General features: G+C 32.0%; 20 protein-coding genes, 3 tRNA genes and 1 pseudogene. 11 read left to right on the top strand and 13 right to left on the bottom strand.

All coding sequences use genetic code 11. The features are described from left to right. Window positions 1-46: 46 nt before the first annotated feature. The gene (locus tag ACFQ0S_RS10165) at window positions 47-1,216 is read left to right on the top strand and encodes a proline dehydrogenase family protein (protein ID WP_379756866.1); all 1,170 of its coding nucleotides are present in this window, start codon (window positions 47-49) and stop codon (window positions 1,214-1,216) included. 2 nt (window positions 1,217-1,218) lie between these two features. On the opposite strand, the gene ACFQ0S_RS10160 is transcribed toward ACFQ0S_RS10165, so the two are convergent. Continuing rightward, window positions 1,219-1,980 carry a C40 family peptidase gene (locus tag ACFQ0S_RS10160; RefSeq protein ID WP_379756869.1) on the bottom strand — a complete coding sequence of 254 codons (762 nt, stop codon included), beginning with the start codon at window positions 1,978-1,980 and terminating at the stop codon, window positions 1,219-1,221. Between the two features lie 86 nt (window positions 1,981-2,066). Then, a complete protein-coding gene (locus ACFQ0S_RS10155; RefSeq protein ID WP_379756872.1) occupies window positions 2,067-3,248 on the bottom strand; it encodes an acetyl-CoA C-acyltransferase in 1,182 nt (393 codons plus the stop codon). Window positions 3,249-3,513: 265 nt separating this feature from the next. On the opposite strand from ACFQ0S_RS10155, the gene ACFQ0S_RS10150 reads away from it, so the two are divergent. The 3 genes from ACFQ0S_RS10150 to ACFQ0S_RS10140 all read left to right on the top strand — a co-directional run bounded on the left by ACFQ0S_RS10150 (window position 3,514) and on the right by ACFQ0S_RS10140 (window position 3,785). Further along, window positions 3,514-3,600: transfer RNA gene (locus tag ACFQ0S_RS10150), tRNA-Ser, on the top strand. A 15-nt stretch (window positions 3,601-3,615) separates the two neighbouring features. Further along, window positions 3,616-3,690, top strand: a tRNA-Pro gene (locus ACFQ0S_RS10145). A 21-nt stretch (window positions 3,691-3,711) separates the two neighbouring features. Further along, window positions 3,712-3,785, top strand: a tRNA-Arg gene (locus tag ACFQ0S_RS10140). 273 nt (window positions 3,786-4,058) lie between these two features. Here the strand turns inward: ACFQ0S_RS10140 and ACFQ0S_RS10135 are convergent. The 5 genes and pseudogenes from ACFQ0S_RS10135 to ACFQ0S_RS10115 all read right to left on the bottom strand — a co-directional run. Further along, window positions 4,059-4,223 (bottom strand): acetate uptake transporter, encoded by a 165-nt coding sequence (locus ACFQ0S_RS10135; RefSeq protein ID WP_379756875.1) that lies wholly within the window; start codon window positions 4,221-4,223, stop codon window positions 4,059-4,061. 446 nt (window positions 4,224-4,669) lie between these two features. Then, the gene (locus ACFQ0S_RS10130; RefSeq protein WP_379756878.1) at window positions 4,670-6,034 is read right to left on the bottom strand and encodes a glycosyl hydrolase 53 family protein; all 1,365 of its coding nucleotides are present in this window, start codon (window positions 6,032-6,034) and stop codon (window positions 4,670-4,672) included. A gap of 328 nt (window positions 6,035-6,362) precedes the next feature. Beyond that, window positions 6,363-8,687 (bottom strand): glycoside hydrolase family 2 TIM barrel-domain containing protein, encoded by a 2,325-nt coding sequence (locus ACFQ0S_RS10125; RefSeq protein ID WP_379756881.1) that lies wholly within the window; start codon window positions 8,685-8,687, stop codon window positions 6,363-6,365. A gap of 51 nt (window positions 8,688-8,738) precedes the next feature. Further along, window positions 8,739-9,836 (bottom strand): glycoside hydrolase family 53 protein, encoded by a 1,098-nt coding sequence (locus tag ACFQ0S_RS10120; protein WP_379819090.1) that lies wholly within the window; start codon window positions 9,834-9,836, stop codon window positions 8,739-8,741. A 184-nt stretch (window positions 9,837-10,020) separates the two neighbouring features. Continuing rightward, a pseudogene (locus ACFQ0S_RS10115) lies at window positions 10,021-10,664 on the bottom strand (transposase); the annotation flags it as partial. Window positions 10,665-11,235: 571 nt separating this feature from the next. On the opposite strand from ACFQ0S_RS10115, the gene ACFQ0S_RS10110 reads away from it, so the two are divergent. Then, window positions 11,236-11,703, top strand: coding sequence for a glutamate ligase domain-containing protein (locus ACFQ0S_RS10110; RefSeq protein WP_449267404.1), 468 nt, complete (start codon window positions 11,236-11,238; stop codon window positions 11,701-11,703). A gap of 188 nt (window positions 11,704-11,891) precedes the next feature. Here the strand turns inward: ACFQ0S_RS10110 and ACFQ0S_RS10105 are convergent, their stop codons facing one another. The 6 genes from ACFQ0S_RS10105 to ACFQ0S_RS10080 are packed head-to-tail and all read right to left on the bottom strand — an operon-like array spanning window position 11,892 to window position 19,015. Then, the gene (locus tag ACFQ0S_RS10105; protein WP_379756890.1) at window positions 11,892-13,577 is read right to left on the bottom strand and encodes a sodium/sugar symporter; all 1,686 of its coding nucleotides are present in this window, start codon (window positions 13,575-13,577) and stop codon (window positions 11,892-11,894) included. 48 nt (window positions 13,578-13,625) lie between these two features. Continuing rightward, entirely contained in the window at window positions 13,626-14,669 is a 1,044-nt protein-coding gene (locus tag ACFQ0S_RS10100) for a LacI family DNA-binding transcriptional regulator (protein WP_379756893.1), read from the bottom strand. 39 nt (window positions 14,670-14,708) lie between these two features. After that, complete coding sequence (gene galE / locus ACFQ0S_RS10095) at window positions 14,709-15,728, bottom strand: UDP-glucose 4-epimerase GalE (protein ID WP_379756896.1); 1,020 nt, start codon at window positions 15,726-15,728, stop codon at window positions 14,709-14,711. Window position 15,729: 1 nt separating this feature from the next. Next, window positions 15,730-16,779, bottom strand: coding sequence for a UDP-glucose--hexose-1-phosphate uridylyltransferase (locus tag ACFQ0S_RS10090; protein WP_379756898.1), 1,050 nt, complete (start codon window positions 16,777-16,779; stop codon window positions 15,730-15,732). A gap of 1 nt (window position 16,780) precedes the next feature. Next, the gene (galK, locus tag ACFQ0S_RS10085; RefSeq protein WP_379756901.1) at window positions 16,781-17,950 is read right to left on the bottom strand and encodes a galactokinase; all 1,170 of its coding nucleotides are present in this window, start codon (window positions 17,948-17,950) and stop codon (window positions 16,781-16,783) included. A 12-nt stretch (window positions 17,951-17,962) separates the two neighbouring features. Continuing rightward, window positions 17,963-19,015: an aldose epimerase family protein gene (locus ACFQ0S_RS10080; protein ID WP_379756904.1), complete on the bottom strand. Its 1,053-nt coding sequence runs from the start codon at window positions 19,013-19,015 to the stop codon at window positions 17,963-17,965. A gap of 196 nt (window positions 19,016-19,211) precedes the next feature. Here ACFQ0S_RS10080 and ACFQ0S_RS10075 point away from each other — a divergent pair, with 196 nt between their 5' ends. The 6 genes from ACFQ0S_RS10075 (at window position 19,212) to efp (ending at window position 25,765) form a co-directional block, all read left to right on the top strand. After that, window positions 19,212-20,210, top strand: coding sequence for a GntR family transcriptional regulator (locus ACFQ0S_RS10075; protein ID WP_379756907.1), 999 nt, complete (start codon window positions 19,212-19,214; stop codon window positions 20,208-20,210). Window positions 20,211-20,492: 282 nt separating this feature from the next. Beyond that, complete coding sequence (locus ACFQ0S_RS10070; protein WP_379756910.1) at window positions 20,493-21,728, top strand: HD domain-containing protein; 1,236 nt, start codon at window positions 20,493-20,495, stop codon at window positions 21,726-21,728. Between the two features lie 122 nt (window positions 21,729-21,850). After that, window positions 21,851-22,879: a UDP-3-O-(3-hydroxymyristoyl)glucosamine N-acyltransferase gene (gene lpxD, locus ACFQ0S_RS10065; RefSeq protein WP_379756913.1), complete on the top strand. Its 1,029-nt coding sequence runs from the start codon at window positions 21,851-21,853 to the stop codon at window positions 22,877-22,879. Between the two features lie 3 nt (window positions 22,880-22,882). After that, window positions 22,883-24,271, top strand: coding sequence for a bifunctional UDP-3-O-[3-hydroxymyristoyl] N-acetylglucosamine deacetylase/3-hydroxyacyl-ACP dehydratase (locus tag ACFQ0S_RS10060; RefSeq protein WP_379756916.1), 1,389 nt, complete (start codon window positions 22,883-22,885; stop codon window positions 24,269-24,271). A gap of 10 nt (window positions 24,272-24,281) precedes the next feature. Beyond that, window positions 24,282-25,067 carry an acyl-ACP--UDP-N-acetylglucosamine O-acyltransferase gene (gene lpxA, locus ACFQ0S_RS10055; protein WP_379756919.1) on the top strand — a complete coding sequence of 262 codons (786 nt, stop codon included), beginning with the start codon at window positions 24,282-24,284 and terminating at the stop codon, window positions 25,065-25,067. A 134-nt stretch (window positions 25,068-25,201) separates the two neighbouring features. After that, the gene (gene efp, locus ACFQ0S_RS10050; protein WP_151106060.1) at window positions 25,202-25,765 is read left to right on the top strand and encodes an elongation factor P; all 564 of its coding nucleotides are present in this window, start codon (window positions 25,202-25,204) and stop codon (window positions 25,763-25,765) included. The last annotated feature ends 4 nt before the right edge of the window (window positions 25,766-25,769 follow it).

The raw sequence follows: 25,769 nt of genomic DNA, 5'->3' as shown, positions 1-25,769 counted from the left end.
TACTTTCATTTTTAGGCAAAGAACTATTTTTAACTTGATTTTTAAAATGGATACAATTTTCGCCGATACCCAAGTTGCTTTTGCTTTAAAAAGCGATACCGAATTAGACAGAGCCTATTTTCTTTTCAAAATGATAGCCAATGAACCTTTGGTTCGAATTGGAACTGCAGTTACCAATTTTGCATTAAAAGCACACCTGCCAGTGGATGGACTAATTAGAGCTACTGTTTTTGATCATTTTTGCGGTGGGATAAACGAGAACGATTGCTTATCGGTGGTTGATAAAATGTATACTAAAGGCGTTTCTTCAGTTTTAGACTATTCTGTAGAAGGAAAAGAAGAAGAAGATCAGTTTGATGCCACTTTAAAAATGACTTTAAAAACCATTGAGTTTGCTAAAGAACGTCAAGCAATTCCATTTGCTGTTTTTAAACCTACTGGATTAGGGAGAATAGATTTATATACAAAAGTAGGAGCTAAAGAGATGCTAACTACAGAAGAGCAAGTAGAGTGGGATACCATTAAAGAGCGATTCGAAATGATTTGTAAAACAGCTCATGCAAAAGATGTGGCTTTATTAATAGATGCGGAAGAAAGCTGGATGCAAGATGCTGCAGATGATTTAGCAGAAGAAATGATGCGAAAATACAATAAAGATAAAGCAATAGTTTTTAATACTTTACAAATGTATCGTTGGGATCGGTTGGATTATTTAAAAGAAATTCATGAAAGAGCTAAACGAGACGGCTTTTTTATTGGGATGAAAATTGTTCGTGGTGCTTATATGGAAAAAGAGAATAGTCGTGCCGAAGAAAAAAAATACATTTCTCCTATTTGTGTTTCAAAAGAAGCAACTGATAAAAATTATGACGCTTGCATTCGCTACATGATAGAACATTTAGATAGCATGTCCATTTTTGCAGGAACGCACAATGAATCGAGTTCTTATAAATTAATGGAATTTATAAATGAAAAAGGAGTTGCGAAAAATGATTCAAGAATTTGGTTCGGACAATTATACGGAATGAGTGATAATATCAGTTTCAATCTAGCAGCACACGGATACAATGTGGCTAAATACCTTCCATTTGGACCAGTTCGTGATGTTATGCCTTATTTAATACGAAGAGCCGAAGAAAACACTTCTGTTGCAGGGCAAACCAGCAGAGAATTAAGTCTTATAAAAGCAGAAAGAAAAAGAAGAAAGATAAAATAGTATCAGATAATTTTTTTTATAACTCTTAATTTATGAGTATGTCTATTGGTATCGGCATTATAAATTCCGAGATGATCTAAGCGATCAATACGAACTTTTCCACTGGCGTGAATGATGAAATTATTTTCCATTATTATTCCAACATGAATAATGTTACCTTCCTCATTATCAAAAAAAGCCAAATCACCAGGTTCGCTTTCTTCAATAAAACTTAAAGCCTCTCCTTGTTTAGATTGCTGTGAAGCATCACGCAACAAATGGTAACCGTTAAGTTTGTAAACCATTTGGGTAAATCCGGAGCAGTCAATCCCAAAAGGAGTTTTTCCTCCCCAAAGATAAGGAGCATTAAGATACATATATGCAGTATCAATAAGGTTTGATTTTGGTTTAATGCCACTAACTTTTAAACCTTCAAAATTAAAATTAGAACTATTTATTTCGGAATGATTTAAAAAGGATAATGACGCACCAAGTGAAATTGGCATCAATAAATTATTTGTACCAATAATGTATTCAATTAAATCGGCATTTAAAATAATGGCATCCTCAGATAATTGTTTGAAATTTGATTCTGAAATAGACTGGTATTGTTTGATGTCAATCCAACCTATATATGCATCAAAATGTAATTTAATTTTTACCCATTGTTTAGCACTTTCCAAAATTTCAAAATGTTCACCAAACAAAACTTGAGAAACAATTTCGCTTTTGTCATTTGGCTCAGCCCGAAGAGGAATTATGGATAAATTACAAATACCAAACATCTATTGGATTTTAATTTTAGAATGAAAATTTTTAAATATTTTACAATGATACTAAATATCAGTAATTATTAAAAATAAATAATTATTTAAATAGCTCTTTCAATAACAATTGCAGATGCTCCGCCGCCTCCGTTACAAATTGCAGCAGCACCAATTTTAGCATGATTTTGTTCCAAAACATTGATTAAAGTTACTATAATACGAACTCCAGAGCAACCCAGGGGATGACCTAATGAAACGGCACCACCATTAACATTGACTTTATCATTGTCTAAACCAAGAATTTTTGCATTTGCAATTCCTACAACAGCAAAGGCTTCATTAAATTCGAAAAAATCAACATCACTGACATTTAATCCAATTTTATCAAGTGCTTTAGGCAATGCTTTAGATGGGGTAGTGGTAAACCATTTTGGTTCTTGAGCGGCATCGGCATAGCTTAAAATATAAGCTAGAGGTTTTATTCCTAATTCGAGAGCTTTTTCTTCACTCATTAAAACGACTGCTGCAGCACCGTCGTTAATAGTTGAAGCATTTGCGGCGGTTACGGTACCGTCCTTTGTAAAAACAGGATTTAATGAAGGTATCTTATCCAATTTTACGTTGGTATATTCTTCATCTTTTGAAATTATAATTGGTTCTCCTCTTCGTTGAGGAACAGCTACAGGTACAATTTCGTTGTTGAATTTTCCTGATTCCCAAGCTTTTGCTGATCGTTCATACGACTGAATGGCAAAATCATCTTGAGCCTCTCTAGAAATAGTATAAGTAGATGCACACAAATCAGCATGAACTCCCATGGCATTGTTATCGTAGGCATCAGTTAAGCCATCTTTTTGCAATCCGTCAATCATTGTTGCAGGACCAAATTTATAGCCATTTCTTAAATGTACATAATGTGGAATTTGACTCATGCTTTCCATGCCTCCAGCAACAATTACATCGGCATCTCCAACCAAAATGGACTGAGCTCCTTGCATAACTGCTTTCATGCCTGAAGCACAAACTTTATTTACAGTTGTTGCAATGACACTATTTGGTAGTCCTGCCAATAAAGCGGCTTGCCTGGCAGGAGCCTGACCAACGCCGGCCTGTACCACATTTCCCATCAAAACTTCATCGACTAAACTAGCATCTAAATTTATTTTGTCTAAAGCCCCTTTTATAGCCACAGCTCCTAATTGAGTTGCCGTCATAGAAGATAATGCTCCCATAAAACTCCCAATTGGAGTTCGTACAGCTGATACGATAACCACTTTTTTGTTCATGTTATTTAGATGTTAATTTGTGTTGCGAATTTAATCATTTCTGAGGTAATTCTGAATTGGATTTCTGATAAATTTACTCTTGTATGCAATTTGTTTTAGATTACTATTTTGAAAAAAGAGGTATGAATTCTACTTTTTGAAACCTATAGATTTGATTGTTAATGTTTTTAAATTTAAGTCAAAAAAAAAACTCTATTTATTTGTATGATATAGAATAGAAAGCTACATTTGCAACCGCTTAAATTAAGATACGTTCTTTGAGTATGGAGAGTTGCCTGAGTGGCCGAAAGGACATGTTTGCTAAACATGCGTATGGGAAACTGTACCAAGGGTTCGAATCCCTTACTCTCCGCTTTTTTTAAGTCTTCGGGGTGTAGCGTAGCTCGGTTATCGCGCCTGCTTTGGGAGCAGGAGGCCGCAGGTTCGAATCCTGCCACCCCGACTTTATATTTTTAAGTGAAATGGTTCCATAGCTCAGCTGGATAGAGCAACGCACTTCTAATGCGTAGGTCGAAGGTTCGAATCCTTCTGGGATCACGCTATGGGACAATTCTGTTTTTAGATTTGTCCCATTATTTTTTTGCTTCCTAAACACTCAAACCATTAGCAAGGCTGAATTCATCTTATCCTATTTTAATCTATCAACTGTCAATATTTATTATTTGCTATTTGTTCAGGGATTTGTTTTGAGTATGAAATATAATTAAAATGCATTTCCGTTAAGAGTTAAAAAAAGTCAATCATAGGGTTTTTTTGTTTCTCATTATTTCTTCTCAAGTAATTAAAGTAAAGCGAACTATATATCTTGTTTTACAATGGTAAAACAAATTTTCTAATTTTTTCATTTAGGATTAAAACTGCAGCTTTGTAAAAAGCAAATGAACCACATATAATCCCTTCATACCCTGAGAAATTAAGTATAGATTTGTTGCCAGTAAATCTTGCAACTGACAATAATGCAAATAAAAGAACCAAATATCAGTTTTCTGATCGTATTTCCTTTTTAAGTTCTGATAAAAGTAAAAGTAATTTAATCATTGGTTTGATCTTAACTATGTTTAGCAATTTGATGTCATCTTTTCTTAGCGTTATTAATGTTTTTTCTGTTTTCGGGAGGGTTTGTTGCCAAAACCAAAAAAAGTGGCTTTATCGCCTTTTTATTAAAAAACATTTTAAATTTAATTAGACAAATTCGTTAAATTATTATCAAATATCAAATCAATATTTTTTTCATTTTTACTATAATCAAATGGAGTCCAATACTTAAATTTATTATCACTACAAGTGAATGATAATCAATGAAATATCAGCTATTTTTTATTTATATTTAATAATTATTTTATCTTTAGTTCCTTTACAACTAGTAGGAAATTGAACAAAAAGTATATTACATTGAATTATTAATATCCGATTAAATCGTGTCATATTTTAATAAATTTCTTTGAAACTAGTTTATCATCAATAAATAGACTAATTGTATAGCCTCCAACTGGTATATTTCTAATATCAACGATGTTATTTTTTGAAAATGTATTTTTTACAGTTCTGCCCAAAACATCAGTTATTTTTATTGCAACATCTTGATGTAATCCAATAATTTTGATTTCGTTACTGGCTGGGTTTGGAAAAATTAAGATATTCTCTTTCATTATTTGTTTTCTCAAAGAAAGAGTACTACAAAAATTAAAAATATCAAAGGCTGGCAATGGTCGATTGCCATTTTGGAAATCAAAAAAACTTGCGTTTTCATATGCAGATCCTTTCCCCCACAAATCACACATTCCAGAACTTATCCATGCAGGTTCCCAATATAAAATACCTGTTCCTCCAGCATTATAGACTGTATTTGCCAAATCAAATAAAAAATCTCTTTGTCCCTGAGGGGTAAAAGGATAATTAAATTTTCCATTATTACCCATAAAATTTCCATAACCATCAGCAAAGGCAGTGTTGGTCCATGGGGCACCAGTTTCGAAAATCATTATTTCTTTATTGTAAGTAGTTTTTAATTGGGATATCAAACTACCTAACGATTGTAAAGAATCAAAATTTGAAAAATAGGGGTAGAAAGAAATTCCAATGATGTCGAAATTTCTTACGTTTTTAGTAAAAAAAAGTCCTGCTAACCAACCTGCCGTATTATCTGTAAAATGGACTGCCTTTTTAATAGAAGAGCCATTTTCTGCATTAAAATTATCCACTGCAGTGAATGCAATATTAAATTTATCGGCATCATTAGGCCAAGCCCAACCATTTGTTGGAGAAGTTTCATCAATAAAACCATTAGTAGTCTCGTTTCCGATAGCCACAATGTCTGGGGCTACATTCTCTGCTTTTAATCTTTCAAGAACAGCATAAGTGTATTTGTAAATTGAATCGAGGAGTAAAGCTTGAGAAAGTCCTAGCCAAGATTTCGGCATTTTTTGATTGCCTGGGTCATTAAAATAATCACCATAATGAATAGATAAATTCAATTTCATACCTTGAGCTTTAGCACTTTTGAAAGCCAAAACAACATCATCTATATTATTAGTCGAAATTGGATTTCCGCATTTATCAATATTATTTTCAGGAGTATGCCATAGTCTAATTCGAACCATATTTGCTCCTTTTTGAGCAAACAAAGTATAAGGATCGGTTATGTTTCCGTTAGAATCTCTATAAATCCCTCCTTTGGCAAGAACAGAATTGGCATAAGACATATCTGCTCCAACCGAAAAACATTGTGATTGGCTGTAATTAAAAAATAATAATGGTAATACGATAAAAAAAAGTAGTCTTTTCATTTTAATTTTTTTTGAGTTAAAAAAAAGAATTTATCATTAACAAATTCATTTATATAATTTTGTTAAACATTATATCCCGTTTCTTTCAAAAGTAAGCCATCAACCGCATAATTACTAATCATTAAATCATTGGCATCAGCAAATATTGGATAAAGGTTAATAACTTGATAATTATTAGTTTTTAAATAATTACATGAATTACTCTTGTTTCGCGATTTATTCTTTGTCGAAATATCAATTATAAATAGCGTAAAATCTATGTTTTAAAGAGACAACTTTTTAGATTTATTTCATCATAAACTAACCTTATATCAAGCCAACTTTAATTTTATTTTTGACTCTCTGAACCTAAAACTAACTCAGAACTATTGTTGAGTTGTAAATTTTCAGATTTAGCCATAACTTTTACTGATTTTTTTAAATTTTTAGTTTTAAGAATAATAGTCGCAATTCCAGCCTCTGCCTTCACTGGATTTTCACCAATTAATTCGGCATTTCCCTCTAATATAGTAAAAGTGACTTCGTTCGTTGCTGTTGGTATTATAGTGCCGCTTTCATCTGTAATTTTAGCATAAACAAAAATCATATCTGGCGCGTCAGGATTGATTGGTTTAGAGGAAATATCATAAACTAATTCTATTTTGGATTGGCTTTTAGGAGTTTTGACAAAGTTAGAAATTACTTTTTTATCATTAATATATCCCTCGGCTCTTAGTGTTCCCGGAATAAATTTATCCAGTTTAAAAAGGAAGGGTGGGTGTTTTAATTCGTCACTATTTGCATTGATAGATGGCTTTTGTTTAGCAACCAAAACTTCGTTCAAATACAGAGCAACCTCATCGCAATTGCTGTAAACAGTTACATTTAAAGGTGAAGTCGCGGTCCAATTATTTGCAATTGTTAGCATTGGACCTGAAGTTAATTTAGTGTCTAAAATTACGTTAGCATCACGCTGGCTTTGATAAAAAGAATAAGCAAATTTTGGTATTCTAAAAATATCACTAATCCCTGAACTCTCTAGATCATCACTGTATCCGCGATTATAATCAAACATAACCCAGTTGGCCTCGCCAATTGTATTGATACCCTTTCTATTCGAATTTGCTGCTTCCTGAAAATTATAAGCTTGTTGTAACAGTCGTTTTTCTCCATGGGCACGCAATTGTCGTGATGTCCTTTCGTCTTCTTTTAAATTGGCAAATTCCTTTTGATTGAATCCAGCATTTTGTGCATAATATTCCCAATCGCCATATTCAGCAATGAAGATTTTCCGGTTTGCTTTGTTGTATTTCGTCCAATAATCGGGTGCTTGTCCGTGTTGTCTCGCTGGAATAAAAATGTCGTAGTTGTTATTGTCAATCCAGCAAGCACTGTAATTATGAGAAAATGGCAATTCTTCCTTCAAAGCTTGAGTAGCTTCTTTCATAAAACTTTCGGTCATTTGGGTTTCGTTCAAAGAAGCTTCCCAAAAAATAACACTCGGATGATTTCGGTCTCGTCTTGCCATGTCTCGAATATCTTGAATGGCATTTTTCTGGAAAATTTCGTTCCCAAAAAACTGCCAACCTGTAAGGCTATTCATTACTAAAATTCCCAATTCGTCACAAGCATTCATAAAAGCTTCGGCATGAGGATAATGTGACATTCGAACAAAATCAAAGCCTGCATTTTTAATTTTTATCGCATCGCGATACTGAGCCTCATCTGATAGGGCGTATCCTAAATACGGATATTCTTGATGTTGATTCGTTCCTGTAATGTACAATTTTTCATCATTGAGATAATAGCCATCTTCTTTAATTTCCGATTTTCGGATTCCAATTTTCTCATAATAGCTATCTATAATTTTATTGTTTGCAATTACTTGGACCTCCAAATTGTATAAGTTGGGTTTTAAAATCGACCATAATTTTGGGTTATCCAACATAATATTTTGCATAATTGCTTTGTCTGAATTAGCATCAATGACAAATTCACTCGATTTAAATTCCAGTTTATCCCCTTCGCAATTGGTTAGAATAAATTTCAGCAAAGCATTCATTTCATCAGCATATTCATTTTTCAAATGCACTTGAACTGTTCCTGAAGCTTTATTTTTATTGATAGTGTCAAAATTTATATAGATGCCACCACTAGCTTTTTTATTTGCCTGGATTGAATTGGTTATGTATAATTTATCGGTTGTAATAAGATATACATTCCTGTAAATGCCACCATAGTAATTAAAATCTAAATCTTTTAGCGGTTTTCCAGGTAGAAATTCTGAATTGTCTTCGTTGTTGACTTTGACTTTAATTATGTTGCCTTTTGATTTCAAAAAAGAACTAATGTCAACTGTAAATGGTAAATATCCCCCTTTATGATTACACACTTTTTTGTCATTAATCCAAACATCTGCTTCCTGCATTACGCCTTCAAAATAAAGGAAGACTTTCTTATTTTTTGAATTAGCAATCTTAAATTTCTTTTTATACCAGCATGTTCCTTGAAACTGATTGTTGACCACCAAAGGCTCGATTTTTGCTGTATGAGGAATAGTAATTTTTTCCCAATTAGAGGTTGTTTTATCTTCTCGTTTAAACTCCCAATCAGAACCAAAATTAACTTTTGATCTCGATTGCGCAGTTATTTTTCCAATTGAAAATACAAACATTACAAAGAATAGGTTTCGTAAAATAAATTTCATTGTTGTCTTATATTAAAATTAATCTTTAAAAGCATTTAGTGCAGGTGAAGGTTTTCCATTAGATTGCCATGCATTCAATGGATACCCACTCCAACTTTTCTCGCCTTGAGGTTCCCAATAAATTACCCCAAGACCTTTATTATTTGGAACTGCTTTTACTGCTTTTATAACATCAGTAAGCATGTCTTTTGTGTTTTGAACTAAAGTATAATAGCCTCCTACTTCAACTACCATTACTTCTTTATTATATCTAGAAACCATGTCTTTCATATTCTGTTCGAGATTGGCAATCGTAACAGTGTAATCTTTTAGATTTTCTTTACCCGCTTCATATCCTAGCCAATACGGATAATAAGACATTCCTATTACATCATATTTTACATTATTGTTTTTGATATTGTCAAAAAACCATCTAAACCTTCCATTGTCATTTCCTTGGTCAATATGAACAACTACTTTAATTGATGAGTTTATAGCTTTTGTTGCTTCGTAGCCTTTGTTTAAAAGAGTTGCTAATTGATTCCAATTTTGATTATTTTCAATTTTACCTTCAGGCCATAACATGCCATTCGGAATTTCATTGCCCACCTGTACCCATTCTGGAGTTACACCTGCCAATTTTAAAGCTTTCAAAACATCATAAGTATGAGTAAATACATCATTCTTCAATTCTTCAAAAGTATGACTTGCCCAAGCAGTTGGCTTGGTTTGATGAGCCGGATCGGCCCAAGTATCACTATAATGAAAGTCAATCATTATGCGCATTCCCATATTTTTAGCACGAACCGCCATCGCCACAGTTTCTGCAGGACTACAATGGCCGTTGGTTTTATCATTGGATGGATTCACAAAAACTCGAAGCCGAATCGTGTTCATCCCCATTTCTTTAAGCAATTGTAAACCATCTTTTTTGCTGCCATCAGCATCATAAAAAGTATACCCTGTGGCTTCCATTTGAGTTAACCAACTCACATCAGCACCTTTTGAAAGGGTAAAATTTGAAGATGTTTCGAGAAGACCAATCGTTTCTGAAGGTTGTGCACTAGTGCAGGAATTAATTAGCGATGTGATTATTGACATTAAAATTAATCGAAATTTTGTAATAGCTGTTTTCATATTTATTTACAATTAAGGTTCTAAAACGTGCTTATATAGTAACATTTTAGGTGCAGGACAAAAGATTAAGACCCCATTCAAATATTTTAAAACTCGTCAAAAAATGTTTTGAAAAATATTAAATCAAAAGGTAAATTTATTTAGATTATGTAGATTTTCTATTTTATTAACGCGTCGGTTATATTTAAATTATTTGATTCTTAATATTGTTTTGGTCTATCAAAAATAAATTTATTGAAAAATTGAACCAATGTTAATAATGTTTTTTTTGCAAAAATTCGTGTTTTAATCCTTCAATAGATTTAGCATGATTGTTTCTAATTTTGAACTGGTTACACAATTATGAAAATAATGTTTCAATTCTTTTTCTTGATTATCTAAAGATATATGCTTGTGGTTTACAGTCTTTCTGAATTTTCCATTTAGGCGTTTTTAAATTAATATTTACTGTTTTAAATAAATCAAATTGAAGAATCTTTTATAAACAATCTGTATTTGCAAGTAATATAAAATCAGACATTTATTCTTTTTAATTCTTCAAAAAATGAACATCGTTAACTTCTGCTTTTGTAATATCTAATTAAAGAAAAATGCCAGATTTAGTATAAACTCAGTGAAGTTTATATCCATAAAACCAAGTGTTTTGTAAAACATAAAATCCTTTTGATGGATCTGTTACAAACTCTTTTTTACAAATTTTAATTCTTCGATGACAAGCAAATATGCACATGTATAAAGACATATTATCAACAATAAAACAATCTTTAAATTTCAAAAAATGAGATACTAATTTTATTGAACTTTTTCTGAAAACAAATCAATTTTCTGGTAAAAATCAATCGAACTGACGAAAAATAATCCTCAAAAACTAATTACAATTAACCGGTTGAATAAACTATTTTAGTTTTTTTAAACAACAAAAGAAGTGATTTGAACTTTATAAAACAAACAAATTTTAATTTTCCGAAGTAAAGGATTTGATTTTTTATAATAACGGTACTTCTTTATCAAAATACTATAAAGTTATTCAACTTTTTTAGGAAGATTTTACACATCAAAATGAAAATCGATACATTTTTTTCAATATAAAATACATTAATATATTTGATTTCTGCTAATATATTATACCTTTTGTATTTTTCTTTGTAGAACATAACACTTTTAAATACATTTTTATCTTTGTCATATCAAAAAAAATATAGATTTTGTAAACTTGAATGCTCAACTATTAATTGGCAAAGGTTTTTAATCTTAATTTTTTCAATGCTATTTTCTAAGTCAAATAAAACCGTTTTTTATAAATCTAGAGGATTCAATACAGGTTGACAAAACAAAAAATTTGAAAACCTTTTCTTTTGGATTTAATAAAGCAGAAGCCGATGTCACTATTTTAGATATAATGGCTATTCCATTTGTAGCAATCACTTTTTCAAATATAAGTATTCAAACGCACCTTATAGGTTTATATAATGCCAATAATATTAATGCTGCAATTACTATTGGAAAATATTTTAATATCCCCGAAAATGATATCAAATCAGCAATTGAGAATTATATTCCTGAAAATAATAGATCTCAATTGATTTATAAAAATACAAATGAGATAATTCTGGATGCTTATAATGCAAATCCAAGTAGTATGGCTGTTGAAATTTCTAACTTTATTCAGTTGGAAAGAGAAAACAAGATTGTGATTTTAGGCGATATGTTTGAACTTGGTACTGAAAGTAGTCTTGAACACAAGGCCGTAGTGAACTCTCTTTTAAATGAAATTCAAATAGCTTGTTATTTCATGGGTAAGGACTTTTATTTTCTTAAAATTTNGAGTTTTAGAATTGATATAAAAAAAAACTCCATAATTTCTTAAGGAGTTTTCTGCGGGTGATGAGGGGTTATAACCCCGACCAATTCTGAAAAAATCAATAATTTGAATATCAAATATTTGAAATATTTTCAAGCTCAAAATCTTTAATTTGTTCTTTTTTAAAACCATAGCAAGGAAGTATTACTTTTACTATCCTCATGTAATAAGTTACTGTTTTAAAAAACAACTGTTTACCAAAACTTAGCATACAATGCAAAAATGATTAATAACGTTATGATAATCAAAACTGTCGTTTGAGGTTTTAATTTAAACATTGTGGTATCTAATTCGAATGCTTTTGGATTCACTTTTGGACCAGCAAAACTTACAGCGATCATAAGAAGCATCGTAAACACAAATGACAATCCCATACAAATATGAAAAGGTATCTCGAAACCACCTTTTCCATTAGGCCAAGCTGTATATAATAAAGTTTCATTTCCAAATAACATTGGAGCATATTCATTGAATAAAACCGACAATAAAAAGCCAGAAATTACACCTACTACTGCCGCTGTTCCTGTTGTACGTTTCCAAAACATACCAAGAAAAAACATAGCAAATACTCCTGGGCTAATAAATCCAGTATATTTTTGGATATACGTAAAACCGCCTACGCCTCCAATTCCTAAAACATCATCCCAAGTAAATAGAACTGCAAGAAGCATAGCTGCAAAAACTGCATATCTACCTATGTTTACCTGAGCTCTATCCGACGCTCCTTTTTGAATGTATTTTTTGTGTACGTCTAAAGTATAGATAGTAGAAATACTATTCACTTTACCGGCTAATGAGGCTACAATAGCCGCTGTTAAAGCAGCAACAGACAACCCTTTTAAACCTGTAGGAAGAAAAGTTAACATTGCTGAATAGGCTCCGTCTTTTCCACCGACCAATTGTGTTAAATGTCCATTTTGATACAGTACATAAGCGGCAATACCTGGTAACATTACAATAACAGGCATTAATAATTTTAATATCCCTGCAAATAAAATTCCTGTACGAGCCGTTTGCAAATCAGCTCCTAATGCTCTTTGAGTGATATATTGGTTACAACCCCAATAGTTAAGATTGATAATCCAAATACCCGCTAAATAAGATAAAATCCCAGGGAAAGTTAGGTATTTATTGATTTCTAATTGAGAAGATGTTTCTGTAGGTCTAGGAATAATCATTTTGAAATGTTCAGGAGCTTCTCGCATCAATACTTTGAAACCTGCGATTGCATTCTCTCCAAAACCAAAATAATGTCCAACAGTTGTTAAAGCAATATAAGAAGTAGCCAATCCTCCAATGATTAATACAGCTACCTGAATAACATCGGTATAAGCCACAACTTTCATACCTCCTAAGGAAATAATTAAAGCGAAAAATGCTAATCCTATCATTATAGTATGAAGATATTCACCTCCCGCCAATCCGTTTATGGCAACTGCTCCTAAGTATAAAATAGATGTTAAGTTCACAAAAACATACAAAAACAACCAAAAAACAGCCATTATCAAAGCGGTAGATTCGTTATATCGTGTTTTTAAGAATTGTGGCATGGTATAAATCTTGTTTTTCAAGTAAACAGGAATGAACCATACGGCAACAATAATTAATGCAATGGCGGCAACCCATTCATAAGCTGCAACAGCAATTCCTAAAAAGAAACCTTCGCCACTCATTCCAATAAATTGTTCGGCCGAAATATTTGAAGCTATTAGTGAAGCTCCAATAGCCCACCAGGTTAATGTTCCTTCTGCAAGGAAATAAGCTTTAGCATCGTGTTCGTTTTTTTCGCGCTTGCGATAGATCGCGTATCCATATAAAGATACTATGATAAAATAAATAATAAAAACAGCGTAATCTGCGAATTCAAGGTTTTTGTTCATGGTTAATTAGTTTATTAATAAAAAAATGTTCAATTGTATCTTCTAAAATTAAAATAAAGAAACTGTTTTAAGTTTCCTGGTCGATTCTCTTTCTCTTAATTCGGTTTTGATTATCGTTGTTTTATAAGGGAGATTCTCTTCTTTACTCTCAAGTCTATCGATTAGTAACTTGGCAGCAGCTTCTCCAATTTCTGGCCCATGTTGACTTACTGTACTCAAACTTGGGGACAATCTCCTTGAAGCTAGAATACCATCTGCAAAACCTATTATCGAAATATCCTTAGGTATTTTAAACCCTTTTTTAATACTAATTCGTAATGCCGCTACAGAGTCATTTTCATCTAAAGCAAAAATCCCATCAATTGTATTTGTATCAAATATATTGTCAATCTTATCTTTCAATTCATCTTCAGAATCCGTTCTGAGAATTATATTATTATTTGCAACAATATTATTATTTTTCAATGCTTTTAGATATCCTTCGGCTCTTAGTTTACCAACACTTATATTATCCACAGAAGAAAGCAAAGCAATGTTCTTGCATCCTATATCTATTAAATGTTGCGTTGCATGAAGCGCCGAATCAAAATCATCGACAACTACCTTGTCACAATCTACTTCGTCAGCGATTCTGTCAAACATTACAATAGGTGTTCCTTCGTTTATAATTGCTGTAAAATGATTGAACTTGTTTAACTTTTGAGCTTCTTCTGAAACGGACAAAATAAATCCATCTATTGTTCCATTACTTAACATCTCTAATGTATTTATTTCTTTTTCTAATGATTCATTAGAAATACAAGTAATTACTTTATAACCGTGTTCGTCTGCTACTTTTTCGATTCCGCTAAAAACTTTTGCGAAAAAGGAATTTAGAATATTAGGAATAATAACACCAATAGTTTTTGTTTTTCTGTATTTTAAATTCAGACCAATGATATTGGGTTTATAATTTTTAAGCTTGGCATATTCCTTAACCCTTGTTTTTGTATTTTCACTAATTTCTGGACTATCATTAAGCGCTTTTGAAACAGTAGAAACTGAAACATTTAATTCTTTTGCTATTTGTTTTAGAGTTGCTTTAACTTTCATAATATATTTGTTTTATTCTATTAGGTATAACTAAATTATTTAGTTACCTCTAATCTTCTGCTCCCATTTCCAGGCACTTGCTATTGCTTCATCTAATGTAGATACTGTTTTCCATCCCAAAATTGTATTTGCTTTATCGGTGTTGGCATAAGCTTCTGTCACATCTCCTTCTCTTCTTGCCACAATTTTGTAGGGTAATTTTTGACCACTCCCTTTTTCAAAAGAGGTAATTACTTCTAGTACTGAACTTCCTTTTCCTGTGCCTAGATTGAAAATTTCTAAAGGATCTGCATTTTCTCTATTTAATAAACGCTTTAAAGCAATTACGTGTGCTTTCGCCAAATCTACCACGTGAATGTAATCACGAATACAAGTACCATCAGGTGTTGGATAATCGTTTCCGTAAACTGATAATTCTGCTCGCAAACCTACTCCTGCTTGAGTGATAAATGGAACTAAATTTTGTGGTACCCCAATAGGTAACTCACCAATTTCAGCAGAAGGATGTGATCCAATAGGATTGAAATAACGAAGTAAAATGGCGTTTAGATCGCTTACTTTCACTACATCGGCAATAATCTCTTCACCAATCTGTTTTGTATTTCCATAGGGAGATAAAGCGGGTTGTATAGGAGTTGTTTCGGCTATAGGCATAACTTCGGCTTGACCATAAACCGTACAAGATGAACTGAAAATAAAATGAGCTTCTTTCTTCTTCTCTAATTCTTGCAAAATATAAACTAAAGCACCTAAGTTGTTTTCATAATACAACAAAGGATTCTTAACACTTTCCCCCACTGCTTTCGAGGCTGCAAAATGTATCACACCAGCAATATCATTGTGTTCCTTGAAGAAAGCTTGAACGGCTTTTTTCTCCCTTAAATCGATTCCGGAATAAATTGTTTTCTTACCCGTAATTCTTTCGATTCCTTCCAAAACATCAATCGAGGAATTAGAAAGATTGTCTATAACTACTACTTCAAAACCTTGGTTTTGCAATTCTACAACGGTGTGGGAACCTATGAAACCTAAACCGCCTGTAACAACTATCTTACTCATTTTATTTATTTTTATAATGCACTTCAGGTAATGCTTTTAAGACCGTAGCACTTTTTTCTGGTGTAATGTCTCTTTGTGCTTCTCCCATCATTTCGTATCCTACCATAAATTTCTTTACAGATGCTGAACGCAATAAAGGCGGATAAAAGTGCATGTGAAATTGCCATTCTGGGTGTAATTCCCCGTCTGTTGGTGCTTGATGAATTCCTGAAGAATAAGGGAATGAAGTTTCAAATAGGTTATCGTATTTTATAGTTAATTGCTTAAGAATACTAGCGTAAGCTGTAACTTCCTCATCTGTAAATGCAGTTATTTTGGTAATATGTCTTTTACTAATTATCATCGTTTCAAACGGCCAAATTGCCCAAAAAGGAACCAATGCCACGAAATGTTCATTTTCAATTACGATGCGTTCTTTTAATTTTAATTCTTCTTGTAAATAATCAATCAAAAGATTGCTTTGATTTTTATCATAATAGGCTTTTAGACTATTTTGCGTTTTCTCTACTTGAGTTGGTAACGAAGATTGAGCCCATATTTGTCCGTGTGGATGCGGATTACTACATCCCATTACACTTCCTTTGTTTTCAAAAATCTGAACGTGGTTAATGTAATCAACACTTCCTAGATCAGTATATTCCTTTTGCCAAGTTATAATGATTGTTTCTATTGAGGAAATTTCCATTTCTGGCAAAGTCAAATCGTGTCTTGGAGAGAAACAAACCACTCTGGCAATTCCACGTTCTGGTTTTGCTTTAAAGAATGTAGGTTTAGAGTCTTCTTCAAAGAAAATAGGCTCTTGTTTTACGGCTGAAAAGTCGTTCTCAAAAACAAAGCAGGATTCATATTTTGGATTACTCTCCCCATTGGCACGAACATTTCCAGGACATAAATAGCAAGTAGGATCATATTCTGGAAGTGCATCCGTATGAATTTTTTCGTTTTGCCCTTGCCAAGGTCTTGTTGCCCGGTGAGGAGATACCAATACCCATTCGTTGATTAACGGATTAAAGCGTCTATGCGGATCTTCGTGTATATCAAATTTCTTCATCTTAATTTTCTTTACATAATGATGTTCCGTTTCCAATTTTAACATCATAAATTTTTAATTCAATTCCAAAAGCTTCTAAATACAATTTAGAAAGTTTTGATTTTATAGCTTCTTCTTCTCCTTTTTTAATCAAGTTGATAGTGCAACCGCCAAAACCGCCACCCATCATTCGTGAACCTATAACTGCTTTTTCTAACTTTAAAGTGTCAACTATCATATCTAATTCAGCGCAACTCACTTCATAATCAACGGATAATCCTTGATGCGTTTCGAACATTAGTTTTCCCAAAGTTTGAATATCTCCGTTGTCCAATGCTTCACATGCAAGACTCACTCGCTTTATTTCTTTGACTACAAAAAGACTTCTCTTGAAAACATTTTCGCTCATTTTTTCTTTCAAACTGAGCACATGGTTTTTAGTACAATCCCTGAAACTGCTTATTTCTGGAAAATTATTTTTTAGAATGGCTATCCCCTCTTCACATTGAAGTCTTCTTTCATTATAGGCAGATGTCATTAAAGAGTGTTTTACGTTACTGTCAAATAGAATCAAGGAATATTCGTTGAAGTTAGCTTCATGATATTCATAATCCAAAGTTCTGCAATCAATTTTTATTACTTTGTTTTCCTGTCCCATTACACTTGAAAACTGATCCATGATACCGCAATTGATTCCAACCCAATGTTCCGCTTTTTGTCCCATTAAGGCAATATTCACCTTTGGAATTGATAAGTTGAAGAGCTCCTTGATTCCAAAAATAGTTCCACATTCCAGCGCTGCCGAAGAAGACAATCCTGAACCTACAGGAATATCACTGCTAAAAACACAATTAAAGCCATCGAACAAAAAGCCATTATCTTGTAATTGTTTGATAACGCCTAAAATGTAATTTGTCCAAACAACATTGCTTAATAAAATAGGATTAGTCAAATCAACTTCAAATTCCTCATTTAAATCAATTGCATAAATTTTTGAAAGCTTTGAATTGTTTTTTGCAAAAGCAAAACATATAATTTTGTCAATTGCTGCGGGCAAAACAAAGCCGTCATTATAATCGATATGTTCCCCTATAAGATTGATTCTTCCTGGTGAAAGCACTATTTTTTCTGGTGGGCTACCAAAGGTATTCTCAAAAAAAGCAGTAGTTGTTTTTACTAATAAATCATTCATTGATTTTAAATTTTAGAGTGATTGAAATTTGTAAATGGTTTTGTGAACATATTTCTCTTCCTTTTTTAGAACTGCATTAGGAAAATGGCTGTGATTAGGAGCATCAGGAAAATTTTGCGTTTCAAAACAGATACCGCTTAAAGGGTGATAAGAGGCTTTTTCTTTTCCTTTTATCATATTAAAACAGTTACCACCTACATAAATATGAACTCCAGGTTGATTGGTATAAACTGTCATTTTTAAATTATTATTTTTGTTAAAAAGAGAGGCCGCTAATTCGTCTTTTGTATCTATTACAAAAGTATTATCTATTTTAGATGGTGCTTTTTTTGGAGTTGAAAAATCAAATGGATTATTTTTAATTTCCAAAAACCTCCCCGTAGGAATGTTCTCGTTTGTTGTTTCTAGCATTTGACTTGCGTTTATAAATAACTCTTGGTCTTCAATATTAGATGAATGACCATCTAGATTAAAATAACTATGATGCGTTAAATTAACTATGGTATCTTGAGTTGTAGTCGCTTTATATTCTAAAATTAATTCGTTTTCTTCAGATAAAGTATAAGTCAAATCAACAGTTAAGTCTCCAGGGTATTTTGAATCTCCATTTGGACTAAATAGGGTTAAAGTTATAGAAGGATTTTCTGCATTATTTATTTCTTTTACTTTCCACATCGCTTGACTAAATCCGTTGTTTCCTCCGTGAAGCGAATGTCCGTTGTTGTTTTTATCCAAGACCGTTGTGATGCCATTTGAGACAAAAGTCGCATTATTGATTCTTCCTGCAAATCGACCAACAGTGGCTCCGAAATATGGTGCACTTTTTAATTCAAAAGACTTTAAGTAGGATTCTAAATCATCAAAACCTAAAACTACGTCAATTTTTTCGCCATTTTTAAGCGGGATTAATAACTCCGTGATTGTAGCACCGAGGTTTATTAAATTTAATTTCATTCCGTTTTTATTCGCTAATTGATATGAAAAAATAGATTCACCACTTGGTATCACACCAAATAATTTCTCAATAGTTTTTAACTTAAATGCTAATTCCGTTTTTATTTTCATATATGTAAATTATAATTTTTCAGCGGTCATATATGGTATCGCCTTTTTACTTATTGGTGTTTGTTTGCAACAAACTCGTTGTTAGTGGCGATTTCATAATTTATAATCAATAATAGAATTTCAAAATTATATTTTTTTTCAAAAAAAACACACCGGTACCTACCGGTTTTTTTTATCTTGCCAAAAATTTAAGATTATGAAACTAATTTCGGTTCAAAGTAATAGTGGTATTCCAAAATATAAGCAGATTATTTCATCTATTGAAAAAGCAATTGAAGAAGAAAAATTAGTAAAAGGAGAGAAACTTCCTTCAATAAATAAAGTTTGCACAGCTTTTTCTTTATCACGGGACACTGTTTTACAAGCCTATGAAGACTTAAAAAAAAGAGGGGTAATATTTGCTGTTCTTGGCAAAGGGTACTATGTGAAAAGCACACAAATAAAGATAAAACAGCGTGTTTTTTTACTCTTTGAAGAGTTGAATATCTTTAAAGAAGATCTCTATAATTCCTTTTTAGAAAACATAGGAAGAAATGTTGAGGTCGATATTTATTTTCATCATTTTAACATCCAAGTTTTTGAAAAACTGATTAAAGATAGTAATGGTAATTATACTAAATATATTATCATGCCTACTAATTTAGTCAATGCCGAATTTTATATAAAAACCCTACCAGTTAATGAAGTCTATATATTAGACCAAACACATTCCGAACTTAAACAATATCCTGCAGTATTTCAAAATCACAAGAAGGATATTTTTGAAGCTTTATTTAAAGGAAAACATAAATTATTAAACTATAAAATTTTGATTTTGATTTTCCCTGGTTATCGAGAACCGATAGGAATGAGAGAAGGATTTGAAAATTTCTGTAATGATTTTTCATTTGAAAATGAAATAATTACTGAATTCTCTGATAGAGAAATCAAAGTTGGTGAGGTATACATTATTCCAAATGATAGAGATTTAGTAAGTGTAATAGAAAAGGCAAAATCTCAAAATTTGAAACTAGGTAGTGATTTTGGGATCATTTCTTATAATGAAACTCCATTAAAAAAAATAGTTGAAAGTGGAATCACAACTATTTCAACTGATTTTAGGGCAATGGGAAAAATTATGGCAGAAATGATTTTGAATGGTCAAAAAAAACAAATTGAAAATAAATGCTCTCTAATTATACGGAATTCTCTTTGATTCTATTTTGTATAGATTTTGCCATAATTAGGCTTCAACCTAAATCAACTTTTAATAACTTCTGGATTAAAAGAATACAATATGCCCATGATAGTCATTACCTGAATTGTTTAAATTTAAACAATGTTTCGTCCATAATAATCTGTATAGATTATTTAATATTAGTCAAACTTTAAAATTGTATTTTAAAAAGCAATAAATGCTAGTAAAAAATTACTTTCATACTAGATTTAAAACCGAACAGCTAAATTTCCTATATTTGTTCTCCATAAATTATTACTTGTGAGTCAAATCAATAAACTAAAAATATTAAACGATCCTATATACGGATTCATAACTTTACCAAACACCTTACTTTACGATTTAATTCAGCATCCTTATTTTCAGCGGTTGCGACGCATCTCTCAAATGGGAATGTCCTATTTGGTATACCCCGGTGCACATCATACCCGGTTTCATCATGCTTTAGGATGTATGCATATTATGCAAAAAGCCATAGAAGTTTTACGTTTTAAAGGCGTATCCATTTCTGAAGACGAAGAAAATGCGTTGTTTATTGCTATTTTGTTACACGATATTGGTCATGGTCCTTTTTCGCATGCAATGGAACACAGTATTGTAGAAAATGTAAATCATGAATCTATATCATTACTTTTAATGGAAAAACTCAATGAAGAGTTTGAAGGAAAGTTAGCTTTGGCTATTCAAATATTTAAAGGGGATTACCATAGAAAGTTCATGTTGCAGCTTATTTCTAGTCAGTTAGATATGGATAGAATGGATTATCTGAAACGCGATAGTTTTTATACTGGTGTGGCTGAAGGTAACATCAATTCTGATCGATTAATACAAATGATGAATGTTGTTGATGATGTATTGGTTATAGAAGAAAAAGGAATCTATTCTGTAGAGAAGTTCTTAATGGCGAGGCGATTAATGTATTGGCAAGCTTATTTACATAAAACCAGTCTAGTAGCCGAATTAATCCTAACAAAGGTTTTAAAAAGAGCCAAAGAGTTGACTCAAAAGGGAATTATTTTGCCATGTAGCAAACCATTATTGTTTTTTATGCAAAATAAAGTCGAGTTATATGACTTTGACAGTATTGTTTTAAATGAGTTCTCTCAATTAGATGATTATGATGTTATTAGCGCATTAAAAAATTGGCAACATAACGAAGATTTTATTCTAAGTTCATTAAGTAAAATGATTATCAATAGAGATTTACTTAAAGTGAAATTGAGTAGTGAGAAGTTTCCTATTGAAGAAATTCAGCAATTATTAGATCGATTTTCAAAAGAGAATGCTATTTCACAACAAGATGCTCATTATTTTATTTTCAAAGGAAAAATCAAGAACCAAGCCTACAGCAAAGAGGCTGAACCTATTCGTATTTTAAAGAAAGATAAGACAATTGAAGACGTAGTTGAAGCATCCGATCAGTTGAATTTAAAAGCATTATCAAAATCAGTAATCAAATATTATATTTGTTTTCCAAAACAACTACTCGAAAAGTAGTAACTAAAATCTATTTTTTATATTTTTGTCAATGTTAAATAGGCCAATCTGCTTTTTTGCATTGCAATAAAATCTTGATTAAATAGGTTTTATTTCAAATATAAAAAGCATTACACATTAAGATGAAATTTACTGCAGAACAAATAGCGGGTATTTTAGAAGGTGAGATTGTAGGGAACCCTATGGTTGAAGTCTTTAGGTTGTCTAAAATTGAAGAAGGTACAGAAGGATCTTTAACATTTTTGTCCAATCCAAAATATTTAAATTATATTTATTCTACTGAAGCCTCTGTAACTATAGTTAACAATACATTTGTTCCAGAAAATGAATTAAGAACAACGCTAATTAAAGTTGAAGACGCTTATCAAGCATTCTCAAAATTATTAGAATATTACAATCATGTAAAAAACAATAAAAGCGGAATAGAACAACCATCAGTGATTTCCGAAAATGTAAAATACGGTATACAATTGTATTTAGGTAGTTTTAGTTTTATTGGTAATAACGTTATTTTAGGTGATAATGTAAAAATTCATCCCAATTGTTATGTTGGTGACAATGTAATTATAGGGGATAATGTGACACTTTTTGCCGGAGCAAAAGTATTTTCTGAAACTATAATTGGTAATAATTGTGCTATTTATTCAGGCGCAATAATTGGTTCAGATGGTTTTGGGTTTGCGCCTCATGCAGACGGAACTTATTCAAAAATTCCTCAAATAGGAAATGTGATTATTGAAGATAATGTAGATATTGGATCATGCACAACAATTGATAGGGCTACAATGGGCTCTACAATCATTAGAAAAGGTGTAAAGTTAGACAATCAGATTCAAGTTGCTCATAACGTAGAAATAGGTGAGAATACTGTAATTGCTGCACAAACCGGAATTGCAGGTTCTACAAAAATTGGTAAAAATTGTATGATTGGCGGTCAAGTGGGCTTTGCCGGACATTTAACCATTGGCAATAATGTTCGCATACAAGCACAATCAGGTGTAGGCAGAAATGTAAAAGACGGCGAAATACTGCAAGGCAGCCCTACATTTGGTTATACTGAGTTTAGCAAGTCTTATGTTCATTTTAAAAATTTGCCTAAAATTATTTCAGAATTTGAAGAATTAAAAAAAACTATAAATAATAAAGATTAAGCTATGGTTAAACAAAAAACCATCAAGAGTGAAATTTCTCTTATAGGAGTTGGACTTCACACTGGAAAAGAAGTAAAAGTAACTTTTAAACCAGCCCCAATAAATAATGGATATACTTTTGTTCGTGTTGATTTAGAAGGATGTCCAGTTATTGAAGCGGATGCTAATTATGTTGTAAACACACAGCGGGGTACAAATTTAGAAAAATTAGGAGTTAAAATTCAAACACCCGAGCACGTTTTAGCCGCATTTGTTGGTTGTGATGTCGATAATGTAATCATAGAATTAGACGCATCTGAATTGCCTATTATGGATGGTTCAGCTAAATTTTTTGTTGAAGCTATCGAAAAAGTTGGGCTCGAAGAGCAAGACGCAAAAAGAAACGTATATGTTGTTAAGGAAATTATTTCATTTACAGATGAAGCAACTGGAAGCGAAATTATTTTAATGCCCAGTGATGAATATCAAGTTACTGCAATGGTCGATTTTGGTACTAAAGTTCTAGGTACTCAAAATGCTAATCTTAAAAACATTGCCGATTTTAAAACTGAAATTGCAGATTCTAGAACGTTTAGTTTTCTTCATGAATTAGAAGCACTCTTAGACGAAGGTTTAATAAAAGGAGGTGACCTTAACAACGCAATAGTATATGTTGATAAAGAAATTTCGGAAAAAACCATGAGTCATCTTAAAGTGGCTTTCGGAAAAGAAGATATTTCAGTAAAGCCAAATGGCATTTTAGATAATTTGACCTTGCACTATCCAAATGAAGCGGCAAGACATAAATTGTTAGATGTTGTTGGAGATTTAGCTCTTATAGGTTCGAGAATTCAAGGAAAAGTAATTGCAAACAAACCTGGGCATTTTGTAAACACCCAATTTGCAAAAAAAATGTCTAAAATTATTAAAATAGAACAACGAAATCAAATTCCGTATTACGATTTACATAAAGAACCATTAATGGATATTCATAAAATTATGAGTATCTTACCACATCGTCCTCCATTTTTATTCATTGATAGAATTATAGAAATGTCCGAAAGCCATGTGGTTGGAATGAAAAATGTAACTATGAATGAAAGTTTCTTTGTAGGTCATTTTCCAGAAGCGCCAGTAATGCCAGGAGTTATAATTGTAGAGGCAATGGCTCAAACAGGAGGAATATTGGTTTTAAGCACCGTTCCTGACCCAGAAAATTACTTAACTTTTTTCATGAAAATTGACAATGTTAAGTTTAAAAATAAGGTATTACCTGGTGATACTTTAATATTTAAATGTGATTTGATTACACCTATACGAAGAGGAATTTGTCACATGCAAGCCAATGCTTACGCTAATGGTAAATTAGTTGCACAAGCTGAATTAATGGCGCAAATCGCAAGAAAACAATAAAGAAAAGAACATGAATCAACCTTTAGCATACGTTCATCCGGGATCAAAAATAGCCAAAAATGTAGTTATCGAACCATTTACTACCATTCATAATAATGTAATTATAGGAGATGGAACTTGGATAGGTTCTAATGTGACTATTATGGAAGGAGCAAGAATTGGAAAAAATTGCAATATTTTTCCAGGCGCAGTAATTTCAGCCGTGCCTCAAGACTTAAAATTTGGGGGAGAAGATTCTCTAGCTATAATTGGTGACAATTGTACCATTAGAGAGTGTGTAACTATCAATAGAGGAACAATTGCCTCTGGACAAACTCTAATTGGAAACAATTGTCTAATAATGGCCGCAGCTCACGTGGCGCATGATTGCGTTGTGGGTGATAATTCTATTATTGTAAATGGGGTATTATTAGGAGGCCATGTTACCATTGGTAAATATGCGGTTATTGGCGGTTTAGCAGCTATCCATCAATTTATATCAATTGGCGATCATGCTATGGTTTCTGGAGGATCTTTAGTTAGAAAAGATGTTCCTCCATATACCAAAGCTGCAAAAGAGCCTTTATCTTATGTAGGGATTAATTCGGTTGGATTAAGAAGAAGAGGATTTACCTCTGAAAAAATACGTGAGATTCAAGATATTTATAGAATTCTTTATCAAAAAAATTACAATACTACTCAAGCAATCGGAATAATCGAAGCTGAAATGGAAGCAACACCAGAACGTGACGAAATTTTAGATTTCATTAGAAATTCTTCAAGAGGAGTTATGAAAGGCTATTCAGGGAATTATTAAAAAAAATATTTAATCGGTTATTCGTTGATTAAAATCAATGATTATTAAAATAAACACATCAAAAAAAATAGAATATGGGTTCTTTTTTCAAGAATCATAAATCTAAAAATATAAATCTAAAATCATAAATTATAATGGCTTCTACTTCAGATATTAAAAACGGATTGTGCATAAAATACAACAACGATATTTATAAAATTATTGAGTTTCTTCATGTTAAACCAGGGAAAGGTCCTGCTTTTGTTAGAACGAAACTTAAAAGTCTTTCTAACGGAAAAGTATTAGACAACACCTTTTCTGCAGGTCACAAAATTGAAGAAGTTCGTGTTGAGAATCATAAATTTCAATTTTTATATCCAGAAGGTGATTTATTTCATTTTATGAATGTAGAGTCTTTCGAGCAAATCTCTTTAAACAAAAGTATTCTTGATTCACCTGAATTGTTAAAAGAAGGCGAAAATGTAATGGTAAGTATTAACACTGAAACTGATTTACCTCTTTCGGTAGATATGCCAGCTTCTGTAGTATTAGAAGTTACCTATGCAGAGCCAGGAGTAAAAGGAAATACAGCTACAAATGCTACAAAATCTGCAACCGTCGAAACAGGTGCTACTATAAACGTTCCGTTGTTTATTAATGAAGGCGATAAAATAAAAATCGATACATCCAACGGGAATTATATGGAACGCGTTAAGTAATGTA

Origin of the sequence: Flavobacterium myungsuense (genome assembly GCF_042677265.1) — a bacterium.
Classification (GTDB): domain Bacteria; phylum Bacteroidota; class Bacteroidia; order Flavobacteriales; family Flavobacteriaceae; genus Flavobacterium; species Flavobacterium myungsuense.
This window is presented reverse-complemented; position numbering and strand designations above follow the sequence as displayed.

What these genes read in the sequence shown, in the direction of transcription:
- lpxA (WP_379756919.1), top strand. Translation starts at nt 24,282, where the DNA reads ATGAATCAACCTTTAGCATACGTTCATCCGGGATCAAAAATAGCCAAA.
- ACFQ0S_RS10060 (WP_379756916.1), top strand. Translation starts at nt 22,883, where the DNA reads ATGGTTAAACAAAAAACCATCAAGAGTGAAATTTCTCTTATAGGAGTT.
- ACFQ0S_RS10100 (WP_379756893.1), bottom strand. Translation starts at nt 14,669, where the DNA reads ATGAAAGTTAAAGCAACTCTAAAACAAATAGCAAAAGAATTAAATGTT.
- ACFQ0S_RS10125 (WP_379756881.1), bottom strand. Translation starts at nt 8,687, where the DNA reads ATGTTTGTATTTTCAATTGGAAAAATAACTGCGCAATCGAGATCAAAA.
- ACFQ0S_RS10130 (WP_379756878.1), bottom strand. Translation starts at nt 6,034, where the DNA reads ATGAAAAGACTACTTTTTTTTATCGTATTACCATTATTATTTTTTAAT.
- ACFQ0S_RS10105 (WP_379756890.1), bottom strand. Translation starts at nt 13,577, where the DNA reads ATGAACAAAAACCTTGAATTCGCAGATTACGCTGTTTTTATTATTTAT.
- lpxD (WP_379756913.1), top strand. Translation starts at nt 21,851, where the DNA reads ATGAAATTTACTGCAGAACAAATAGCGGGTATTTTAGAAGGTGAGATT.
- efp (WP_151106060.1), top strand. Translation starts at nt 25,202, where the DNA reads ATGGCTTCTACTTCAGATATTAAAAACGGATTGTGCATAAAATACAAC.
- ACFQ0S_RS10075 (WP_379756907.1), top strand. Translation starts at nt 19,212, where the DNA reads ATGAAACTAATTTCGGTTCAAAGTAATAGTGGTATTCCAAAATATAAG.
- galE (WP_379756896.1), bottom strand. Translation starts at nt 15,728, where the DNA reads ATGAGTAAGATAGTTGTTACAGGCGGTTTAGGTTTCATAGGTTCCCAC.
- ACFQ0S_RS10090 (WP_379756898.1), bottom strand. Translation starts at nt 16,779, where the DNA reads ATGAAGAAATTTGATATACACGAAGATCCGCATAGACGCTTTAATCCG.
- ACFQ0S_RS10080 (WP_379756904.1), bottom strand. Translation starts at nt 19,015, where the DNA reads ATGAAAATAAAAACGGAATTAGCATTTAAGTTAAAAACTATTGAGAAA.
- ACFQ0S_RS10160 (WP_379756869.1), bottom strand. Translation starts at nt 1,980, where the DNA reads ATGTTTGGTATTTGTAATTTATCCATAATTCCTCTTCGGGCTGAGCCA.
- ACFQ0S_RS10155 (WP_379756872.1), bottom strand. Translation starts at nt 3,248, where the DNA reads ATGAACAAAAAAGTGGTTATCGTATCAGCTGTACGAACTCCAATTGGG.
- ACFQ0S_RS10165 (WP_379756866.1), top strand. Translation starts at nt 47, where the DNA reads ATGGATACAATTTTCGCCGATACCCAAGTTGCTTTTGCTTTAAAAAGC.
- ACFQ0S_RS10120 (WP_379819090.1), bottom strand. Translation starts at nt 9,836, where the DNA reads ATGAAAACAGCTATTACAAAATTTCGATTAATTTTAATGTCAATAATC.
- galK (WP_379756901.1), bottom strand. Translation starts at nt 17,950, where the DNA reads ATGAATGATTTATTAGTAAAAACAACTACTGCTTTTTTTGAGAATACC.